The following is a 9864-nucleotide window of genomic DNA, read 5'->3' as shown; positions in this document are numbered from 1 at the left end:
GTCCGACCCGCGTCCATGAGGGTCGAACACCGCCAATTTGGCAAGCATCGGACCTTTTGAACCAAGGAGCCTCGTCATGAACACGCAGATCCGTCAGGTCCTCGGGATCGTTTCGGGGCAAAGATCCAACCGCATCGGCCTAGACGCCGTACGCGTCGCCACCGCTACAATCTTCATCTGGATCGGGGGGTTGAAGTTCGCTCCCTACGAGGCCGACAGCATCACCCCGTTCGTGGCCAACAGCCCGCTGATGTCGTTCTTCTACAGACACCCCGACCAGTACGCGCAGCATCTCACTCACGAGGGCGAACTCAAGCTCGCCGAGCGCGCTTGGCAGGCAGCGAACGACACCTACGCGTTCTCGAACGGCCTCGGGAGCGTCGAGATCGCCATCGGCCTTCTGGTCCTCGTCGGGCTCGTCTCGCGCCGCTGGGGTCTCGTGGGCGCGGTGCTCGCCTTTCTGACGCCGGTCGTCACGCTGTCGTTCCTGGTGACGACACCCGAAGCCTGGGTGGCGGCGCTGGGCGATGCGCAGCACGGCTTCCCCTACCTGTCGGGCGGGGGTCGCCTCGTGCTGAAGGACATCGTTCTGATGGCTGGAGCTTGGCTCGTGGTTGCCGACGGGGCCCGCGCCGTACTCGAACACACGGCTCGGACCTCGGTGGAACGTGCCGGCATGGGCGTTCCCCTCGCGACCGCATCCCGGACCTAGGACCCACAAGCGTCGCCCATGGGCGGCCCTCGCTTCGGCGATGCGAGGCGGTGTGGAAGCTCTCCGGAGCGGAACGACCGCCTGATGTGAGGCCCTCCCCGAGAACCTGACCTTCGGAGCACAGACCATGACCGCCCGTGAACCTGCGTCCGGCGCCGCCAGTGGGGCGTTTTCCCTGTCACGCCGCGGCTTCTGCCTCTGCTGTCTGTCCGCCTCTGCGCTGCCCTCGGCGAGCGGCTGGCTCTCGCCCCGCTCCGCATTCGCGCAGGCCCGGGGCATCGTCGACTTGATGATGGCCGATGCCGCCCGGTCGCCGATCAAGATCCACAGATTGCGAGGCAATGTCGCCGTACTGGAGGGGTCCGGCGGCAACGTCGCGGTTCTGACCGGGCCGGACGGGAAGCTGCTAGTGGACGCCGGGATCGGCGTGTCGCGCCCTCAGATGCTGACGGCGCTGAACGACCTCGGCGACGCGCCGATCACCCATCTCATCAACACGCACTGGCACTTCGACCATGCGGACGGCAACGCCTGGCTGAATGCGGAAGGTGCGGAGATACTCGCTCACAAGAACACCCGCACGCATCTCGCGGCCGCGCAGCACGTGGACGACTGGGACCACGACTTCCCCGCGGCACCGCCCAATGCGCTGCCGAGGCAGGTGTTTTCGTCCGAGCACGAGACCAAGCTGAACGGCAGCACGCTGACGCTGGAGCATTACGGCGCCGCCCACACAGACAGCGACATCTCCGTCCGCTTCGTCGAGGCCGACATTCTGCACACCGGCGACACGTTCTGGAACGGCATCTACCCGTTCATCGATTACTCCACGGGTGGCCACATCGACGGGACGATCGCCGCAGCCGAAGCGAACATAGCCGCGACGACGGATCAGACTATCGTCATCCCTGGCCATGGGGCGCCAGTCGGTACCCGCACACAGCTGCACGACTTCCATGACATGTTGGTGGACGTGCGTGCGAACGTCGCCGCCTTGAAGAGGCGAGGCTTATCCTTAGACGCCATTGTCGCTGCCCGCCCGACCGCGGCGCACGACGCGAAGTGGTACCGGTCCGTCATCAGCCCAGCGCTTTTCACCCGTCTGGTCTATGAGGGGGTTTGATCCGTCATCTTGTATTAGGGAGAAACTTTATGGCCACGATCATTACCCAGGATGGCGCCGAGATCTATTTCAAGGACTGGGGTCCGAGGGATGCGCAGCCGATCATGTTCCACCACGGCTGGCCGCTCTCGTCAGACGACTGGGACACGCAGATGTTGTTCTTTCTCAAGCACGGCTACCGTGTCGTCGCCCACGACCGCCGCGGCCACGGCCGCTCGGCGCAGGTTTCGGTCGGGCACGACATGGACCACTACGCGGCCGACGCCGCCGCCGTAGTCGCGCATCTCGATCTTAGGAACGCCATCCATATCGGCCACTCCACCGGCGGCGGCGAGGCCACACGCTACGTCGCGCGATACGGCGAGCCCCAGGGTCGCGTGGCCAAGGCGGTGCTGGTGAGCGCCGTGCCGCCATTGATGCTGAAGACCGCAGCTAATCCGGAAGGACAGCCGATCGAGGTGTTCGACGGCTTCCGCCAAGCGCTGGCAAACAACCGCGCCGGTTTCTTCCTCGACGTCCCTTCGGGCCCGTTCTACGGCTTCAACCGCGATGGCGCGCAGGTCCAGCAGGGTGTGGTCCGGAACTGGTGGCGGCAAGCCATGATGGGCTCTGCCCTGGCGCACTACGAAGGCATCAAGGCGTTCTCAGAGACCGACCAGACCGAGGATTTGAAGTCGATCGGCGTGCCGACGCTGGTGCTGCACGGCGAGGACGATCAGATCGTGCCGATCGTCGCGGCGGCGCCGAAGTCGATCAAGCTGCTGCGCAAGGGCACGCTGAAGACTTATCCCGGCTATGGCCACGGCATGCTGACAATCAACGCGGACGTGCTCAACGCGGACGTGCTCGCCTTCGTGAGAGCATGAGTTGACGCTTGGGTGCGCGTGGAGCCGAAGGTTTGCCTCTAGGCGTTGAGCCACGGCCGGTGGCGGCCTTCCTCATGACGTCCGCCCCATTGCACCCGCTGTCGCTGGGAGGCGGGCCAGCGGCCCCACGCGCCTGTTGTTGTCGGCACGAAGCGGTTGGCCGAGTTGAATGGATAGCAGCCGTTCTTGTTGGCTGAGTTGCCGGCACGGCGGCCAGCGGTCACGAGCAATGCTGACGACCAGTCGGGCGGCAAATCTGTCGGAGTCGGAGCAATGTCATAGGAGCACTCGTGGGGTTTGGAGGGACATTCGATGAACGATCACATGAAACAACTGTGCGATGTGGCGGAGTCGCTCATCTCCGAGTTCGGTCAGGACCTCGCGCCAGGATCGCTCGCCCGTGAAGTCGTTCGCGCCGTCCTGATCGAGCTGCGGAAGGTCTCTTCAGGGATGGAGCGCGGTGGCGGCGATCAGGAGGTGGCTCACGCTGCAGGCGATGAGGAATGCGGCATCAAACTCAGGGGCTACCCCGCTGGCATCGCGTTCACCGCAGGGATCGACCGCGTCCTCGACGAGTGATGGAAGGGTAGAGGTGACTGCCAGACGCGATAGCAATGGCCGATATGTTGGAATGATTTGTATCGGCAATAGAGGCATAAAAGATTTACATCTGCAGATGCATTCTGAAGTCCGTCAAGTTACCACGGTGGGTGGATGCGGTTGAAGACTCGTTGGCGGCCGAGCTTGCCGAAGGGCGGATTGTATAGTCAGACCTGAGGTGTTGTGCCCTCTGCCGACCAAGCCCGGCTCGGCTGCGGGACCGGCCGATCTTGGCGAGCGTCTCGGTTTCTAAGCGGCTGCGGAGGGTTGAACTCGGCTCTCGCTCCATGGGAGCTTCGTAGCCGGAGGCGATACAGCTTCGCCATGTAGTTCAGATCGGCGGGCAGCACCTCGACCCTCATGCGCCCGTGCCGGCACGTTCGATGGCAGGCTAGATGCATGACACCCGGCGCGCCGCGCCTGCACCCACCGTTCAAACAGGTGACGTCGTTCGGCGGCGCCACGGCTTGGTCTTCGCACCGAGTTTGTCCTATGCCCCGCGCCCATGAGCACCACCATCACGCGCCTTGTAGCGGGAACGCCTGTGCCATTCGGCGGTGACCGCGTAACGATGATTACGCCGGAGATCGCGAAGGCCTTCCAGCCCGGGGATCATCTGCTGGTTCTGCAGGAGACCGGAGACCTCCTGCATATACCCGCGGCGCAGATCGCTCTGGCCGCCGTCGCGGTGGACCGCGCCCACGCGGCCTTCCTGGCGATGGCGGCCGTACCGGACCGGGCCATCGACCAGTTCTTCGATCTTTTCGCCACGCACCTCGAAGACCGCTCGGCCTGGGGGGCGATCGCGGAGGCGAACCGGCAGGATGTCGCTCGTGCGCAGTCCGGTGGCCGCTCGACGACCCGCCTCGTCGCCACGGACCGGATGCGGCAGGACATGATCGCGGGCCTTCGGGCGTGGCGTGACAGCGAGACGCTGCGAGGTCGCGTCGTCGAACGTATCGCCCATCCGGGCTGGACGGTCGAGCAGGTGGCAGCGCCACTTGGCGTGGTGGGCTTCGTGTTCGAGGGACGCCCAAACGTGCTCGCCGATGCCGCGGGCGTCTTGCGCGGCGGCAACACCGCCGTCTTCCGCATCGGCAGCGACGCGCTCGGCACCGCACAGGCGATCATGCAGCACGCCCTCGCCCCTGCCCTCGATGAGGCCGGCCTTCCGCCGGGGGCCATCTCGCTTGTCGAGAGCCCTGAACGGTCGACCGGCTGGGCGCTCTTCGCGGACCGTCGCCTCTCGCTGGCGGTGGCGCGGGGGTCAGGGCAGGCCGTCGCCCAGCTCGGAAGCGTCGCCCGGCAGGCCGGCACGGCGGTCAGTCTGCACGGAACCGGCGGGGCCTGGATGGTTGCCGACCGCGACGCGGATCCGGAGCGCTTCGCCGCGGCGGTCGGAGCGTCCTTGGACCGGAAGGTCTGCAACACCCTGAACGTGTGCTGCATCCACCGCGCCCGGGCGACTGATCTGGTGCCGGTTTTCCTGGCGGCACTGGAATCCGCCGGCCGGGCACGCGGATTCGGATGCAGGCTGCACGTGGTGGCGGGCGACGAGTCCGTTCTGCCGCACGGCTGGCGCACCGCCACCGTCCGGGTCAGGCGCGCCGAGGGTGAGCGCACGGAGCCCCTCACGGAGATTCAGTCGGAGGTTGACCTCGGCCACGAGTGGGAATGGGAGGACACGCCCGAGGTCAGCCTGAAGATCGTGGATGATCTCGACCATGCGATATCGCTGTTCAATCGCCACAGCCCGCGTTTCGCCGCATCACTGATCAGCCGGGATCCCGAGGCGCATCGCCGCTTCTACGAAACGGTGAACGCGCCCTTCGTGGGCGACGGGTTTACCCGCTGGGTCGACGGTCAGTACGCCCTGAACCAGCCCGAACTCGGGCTATCCAACTGGCAGAGCGGCCGTCTCCTCGCCCGGAGTGCCATCCTATCCGGCAGCGGCGTCTTCACACTGCGCAGCCGCGTCACGCAGGACGACCCGCAGGTGAGGCGATGACGCCGTGGGCGGGCGTCGGATCCGCCCGCCGATCCGTCATGGCGACCTGAACAGAGGGTCAGCGGCATCCTGGCGAGGCATCTCTCGGAGATGCGGGATGTCGGCGTCGCGCGGGTCTCCGTCGCAGCGTCGGTCTTCGGGGCGTGCCGCGATGTCGTCGAGATTAGCCCGGAGCCGGGCAGCGGCGAAATCGATGAAAGCTCGCACTTTGGCAAGAGACAGGCGGTCGGGCAATGTGACGAGGTGCACGGGCACCGGCGGCGGCTCGTCCGCGGGAAGCAGGACGACTAAGCTGCCGACCGCGACTTCACGCTGGATCTTGTAGGAGAAGATCCGGACGATGCCTTCGCCGTCGACCGCCGCGCTGACGGCGGCCTCGTCGGTGTTGACCATCAGGCGCGGCTTGACGCGGACCGTGCGGGCGATCCTGCCGCCGGGTGCGGGCGGGAAGCTCCAGATATCGTTCGGGCTTGTCGGCTCGATCCCGATGCAGGCGTGATGGGCCAGATCGGACAGGCACTCGATCGGCGGTCGGCCAGCCAGATACGTCGGTGATGCACACAGGACGCGGCGCACCGCGCCGATGCGTACCGCGATCTGGTTGGACTCCTGCAATGGGGCAATCCGGAGCGCGACATCGATGCCTTCATCGACGAGGTTCGTCATCCGATTGAGCAGCAGGTAGCGGACCTGCATCGCTGGATACGCTCTCAGGAACGCGCCCACGACCGGGCGTAGAACGCGTGTCCCAAACATCACGGGCGCGGTGACGGTGAGGACGCCCCGAGGGGCAGCCCGGTTCCCGGCGACGGCGAGGTCGGCTTCGTCCAAGTCCGTCAGCACCCGGCGGCAGACGGCGGCGTACCGCTCGCCCGCCTCGGTCAACTGCAACCGTCGTGTCGTCCGATGCAGCAGCCGCACGCCGACATGGTTCTCCAAAGCGGCGACGGCCCGGGTCACGGCGGCCGGCGAGCGATTCAGCCGTCGACCGGCGGAGGCGAGGCTCCCCTCGTCCAGAGCGACGACGAACACCCGCATCGCGTCGAGACGGTCGATCATTGCTTCGCCCCGCGAAATCAAGGATTGCGCAGCTTAGGCATTCTGGTTCCGATCACAATACGGTAACTTCGACCGAACGATTCAATGCGAAGGGGGCTGCATGATTGATCCCGCCAGCATTCCGGTGATCCATTACCGCACCGCCAAAGTCGAGGAGGTGGGAATTTTCTACCGGGAGGCGGGCCCGCCGTGGGCCCCGGTCGTCTTGCTGTTGCACGGCTTCCCGACCTCGTCGCACATGTTCCGCAACCTAATCCCGCTCCTGGCCGACCGCTACCGCGTCATCGCACCCGACTATCCCGGCTTCGGCGGCAGCGACGCGCCCGATCACCGGGTGTTCGCGTACACGTTCGCGCATTACGCCGAACTGATCGACGGCCTGCTCTCCCAGTTGGGCGCGGACCGTTACGCGATGTACGTGATGGATTACGGTGCTCCGGTCGGCTACCGGCTCGCCCTCAAGCATCCCGAGCGCGTCAGCGCGCTGATCGTCCAGAACGGGAATGCGTACGAGGAGGGGCTGAAGGCGTTCTGGGATCCCATCAAGGCCTACTGGCGCGACGACACCCCCGAGCGACGGGATGCCCTCGAGTTCCTCGTCTCACCGGAAACGACGAAATTTCAGTATGTCGACGGCGTGGCCGACGTTTCCCGGATCGATCCGGATAACTGGCTGCACGACCAAGTGCTCCTCGACAGGCCGGGCAACAAGGATATTCAGCTCGACCTCTTCCGCGATTACGGCACCAACGTACCGCTCTACCCGCAATTCCAGGCCTTCTTTCGCGAGCGCACGCCGCCGACGCTGATCGTCTGGGGCCGGAACGACACGATCTTCCCGGCCGACGGCGCGCATCCGTATCTGCGAGACCTGCCCGACGCCGAACTGCATCTGCTCGATACCGGGCACTTCGCGCTCGAGGACAAGCTCGACGTCATGGCGCCGCTGATTGCCGATTTCCTCGATCGCAGTATCGGCGGCCGCTGAGTCCGGGGGCTGCCGGAACCGACGCGACGAACCCGCGTGGCGGGTTCTCGGTTGAAGCGCGGCGGCCCTGCCGACGCCGCTGGAACGGACCGGTTGGCAATTGCCACGGACCCGTTTCGATGAAGGAATGGTTCTGTACTTGAGTCCGAGGCAGGAGGGCGCCATGAGGACGGCATCTATCCGGTTGGGGGCCCGCGTCGTGGGCGCCTGCATCGGCGCCTTCACTCCCTTCGCGGTCGGAGGGGCTGACGACAATGCTTCGCCGGTCTTCGGCATCAGACTTCCTGCCGGGTATCGCGAGTGGCAGATGATCAGTGTGGCTCACGAAGCTGGCAGCCTCAACGACATCCGCGCCGTACTCGGAAATGATATCGCGATACAGGCCTATCGAGACGGAACGCGCCCTTTCCCGGATGGCGCGATCATCGCGCGACTGGCTTGGGAGTATGTGCCTTCACCTGAGAACAATGCGATTTTTGGACAAAGCCAGTCCTTCGTTCCTGGTTCACCGACCAATGTTCAATTTAGCGTCAAAGACTCCAAGAAATACGTGGAGACGGGTGGCTGGGGATACGGCCAATTCGAGAATGGCAGGCCCAATCCGAGCGAGGACCTGATGAAAACCTGCGCACCGTGTCACGCCCGCGTATCGAAAGACAATGATTTTGTCTTTACGTATTACGCACCATAGATGTTCATTGTAGATTTAAAATATCAATGCCCTTTACAAATCTTAGACTTGTCACTCAATAATGCCGACACAAATAATTGCTATTTATTAGGTAATCTGCGAATGCGATATCGAGTTTAGGCGCGCATATCTGAACTCACAAATTCGATATCCGATCTGCAGTTTGTCATACGAAGCGTTCGACTCACGTCGCCCATCTCAGTCCGGAAAAATCCTTTCGCGGCAGGCCGGCATCAGCTTTGGGCAGCTTCGACTATGGGGCAGGCCGAGCGATCACAGTATCCCCGATTGATCCGCGAATAGCGCTTCGACCCTGGCCTGTCCTGAGCTTGACCTTCGTCAGCCCGGCCTGAGCTTTGATCCAGCCAAAGGCCTCCTCGATCCGGTTGCGGCAGCGTAGGCTGGTCGCGTAGCCCGCGTATCGCGTCGTGCGGCCATCGATGGCGGTCTTGCGCACCCGGCCGGTCCTCGACACCGCCCCGTTGACGGCGATGTGCGGGCTCACCCGCCGCGTCCGCAACGCTCCCACGAACGCCTCGACGTCGTAGGCCTTGTCCGCCCCAAGCGTGATCCGGTGCCGGCGCGCCCGGCGCTCCAGCATCGGCAGGGCCGCCTCCCACTCGGCGGTGCCGGTGGCGTGGGTGAGGGTCGCCACCACCAGGCCGTGGCGGTTCTCCATCAGCGCGTGACCATGAGGCACGGCCGGCTCTCGCGCCCATCCCCTTGCGGAAGAGCCGCGCGTCCGTGGTCGAGGCACGGGTCTGGTTCGAGCGCGTCTCCTTGCGGAAGTCGCGTTCGCCGTTGCGGCCCGGACCCGGGGGCTCGCCCGAGCCGTCCCTGGGCCGGAAGCTCTTCATCGACGCCCTGGCTTCGATCCGCGTGCCCTTCACCGAGACGTGGTCACTCGACAACAGCCCCTTGACCGGCTTGAGCGCCAACAACCCCGGCCGGGAGGCGCGGGCCCCCTCGGTCTCCATCAGCCGCTCGATGCTGCGACGCCGCGGATAGAGGGCTGTGAAAAATTCCAGGGCGGGGGTTTGCCAGTCGCCGGGAGAGAGGCCCGCTCGGATAGATGGAATCCCCTCGCCTCACTGAGCTCTGTTGATGGGTATCAAGCGGGAGATCCGCGCTGCGAGCTCCTCGGGGATGAAAGGTTTCACAAGGTAGTCGCTTGCGCCGGCATTCAGTGCGCCGACGATGTCCTGTTCCAGCTTCCTGGACGTCAACATCACCACCAAGGTGCCGGCCGTCTCGGGCGTCGCCTTGATCTGCCGCAACAGCTCGAAACCGTCGATGCCCGGCATCATCGCATCGAGGACGACGAGATCCGGTGCCTCCGCCTGGATCGCCCGGAGCGCGTCACTGCCGTCGGAGGCGGTGATCACGTCGTATCCGCGGCTCTTCAATTTGAGGTTGATGATCGAACGGGTAATCGTGTCGTCATCAGCAACAACGATAAGAGGTGCGGCGCGCATATCCATCTCCGGAGCGTATACAGGAAGAGCGTGCTGGCCATCCCATCAGCAGTTGGCCGATATGCACGATCCGACCTGTAAGCCGCACTAAATCAGCCGGGAATATTTATCGTTGGGGTTAAAAATTTGGCTCCGTGGATGGCCGGCTTGACCGGTCGGAGCGGTCGCCGCTGGTCGCCAACCGGTCTTCTGGACGACTCCAAAGCTTCCGAATGTGAGAGCCGCCGGCCGTTCTCCGGACTTTTCACGGGCTCGAGGCGTGGGTGGACCGGGGTTGGGCTCGCAAATGGAGGACAACGCTAAGGATTGTCGGGTCTGATCGCGCGCGACAGTCTCAGGATG

At 64.7% G+C, this 9864-nt stretch carries 9 protein-coding genes and 1 pseudogene; 7 read left to right on the top strand and 3 right to left on the bottom strand.

Annotated features, from left to right (window positions below; translation table 11 throughout):
• Positions 1-76: 76 nt before the first annotated feature.
• The 5 genes from rclC to MKL01_RS04010 all read left to right on the top strand — a co-directional run bounded on the left by rclC (position 77) and on the right by MKL01_RS04010 (position 5309).
• Entirely contained in the window at positions 77-712 is a 636-nt protein-coding gene (rclC, locus tag MKL01_RS04030) for a reactive chlorine resistance membrane protein RclC (protein ID WP_279604388.1), read from the top strand.
• 127 nt (positions 713-839) lie between these two features.
• A complete protein-coding gene (locus MKL01_RS04025; protein WP_243903941.1) occupies positions 840-1835 on the top strand; it encodes an MBL fold metallo-hydrolase in 996 nt (331 codons plus the stop codon).
• Between the two features lie 29 nt (positions 1836-1864).
• Entirely contained in the window at positions 1865-2701 is an 837-nt protein-coding gene (locus MKL01_RS04020) for an alpha/beta fold hydrolase (protein ID WP_243903940.1), read from the top strand.
• 312 nt (positions 2702-3013) lie between these two features.
• Positions 3014-3280 carry a hypothetical protein gene (locus tag MKL01_RS04015; protein WP_243903939.1) on the top strand — a complete coding sequence of 89 codons (267 nt, stop codon included), beginning with the start codon at positions 3014-3016 and terminating at the stop codon, positions 3278-3280.
• Positions 3281-3872: 592 nt separating this feature from the next.
• On the top strand, positions 3873-5309 hold the full coding sequence (locus MKL01_RS04010; RefSeq protein WP_243903938.1) for an aldehyde dehydrogenase family protein: 1437 nt from the start codon (positions 3873-3875) through the stop codon (positions 5307-5309).
• Between the two features lie 36 nt (positions 5310-5345).
• Here MKL01_RS04010 and MKL01_RS04005 read toward each other — a convergent pair whose 3' ends face one another.
• The gene (locus tag MKL01_RS04005) at positions 5346-6368 is read right to left on the bottom strand and encodes a LysR family transcriptional regulator (protein ID WP_243903937.1); all 1023 of its coding nucleotides are present in this window, start codon (positions 6366-6368) and stop codon (positions 5346-5348) included.
• Positions 6369-6468: 100 nt separating this feature from the next.
• Between MKL01_RS04005 and MKL01_RS04000 the strand changes: the two genes are divergently transcribed.
• On the top strand, positions 6469-7356 hold the full coding sequence (locus tag MKL01_RS04000; RefSeq protein WP_243903936.1) for an alpha/beta fold hydrolase: 888 nt from the start codon (positions 6469-6471) through the stop codon (positions 7354-7356).
• Positions 7357-7519: 163 nt separating this feature from the next.
• On the top strand, positions 7520-8047 hold the full coding sequence (locus MKL01_RS03995) for a cytochrome P460 family protein (protein ID WP_243903935.1): 528 nt from the start codon (positions 7520-7522) through the stop codon (positions 8045-8047).
• A gap of 297 nt (positions 8048-8344) precedes the next feature.
• On the opposite strand, the pseudogene MKL01_RS03990 reads toward MKL01_RS03995, so the two are convergent.
• Both MKL01_RS03990 and MKL01_RS03985 read right to left on the bottom strand, forming a co-directional pair.
• Positions 8345-9033 (bottom strand): annotated as a pseudogene (locus MKL01_RS03990) (transposase); the annotation flags it as partial.
• Between the two features lie 102 nt (positions 9034-9135).
• Positions 9136-9522: a response regulator transcription factor gene (locus MKL01_RS03985; RefSeq protein WP_243903934.1), complete on the bottom strand. Its 387-nt coding sequence runs from the start codon at positions 9520-9522 to the stop codon at positions 9136-9138.
• Positions 9523-9864: the final 342 nt, after the last annotated feature.

It is taken from the genome of Methylobacterium sp. J-070 (assembly GCF_022829385.1).
Classification (GTDB): domain Bacteria; phylum Pseudomonadota; class Alphaproteobacteria; order Rhizobiales; family Beijerinckiaceae; genus Methylobacterium.
The sequence above is the reverse complement of the archived record's forward strand: the minus strand, read 5'-3'. Positions and strand labels throughout refer to the sequence as shown.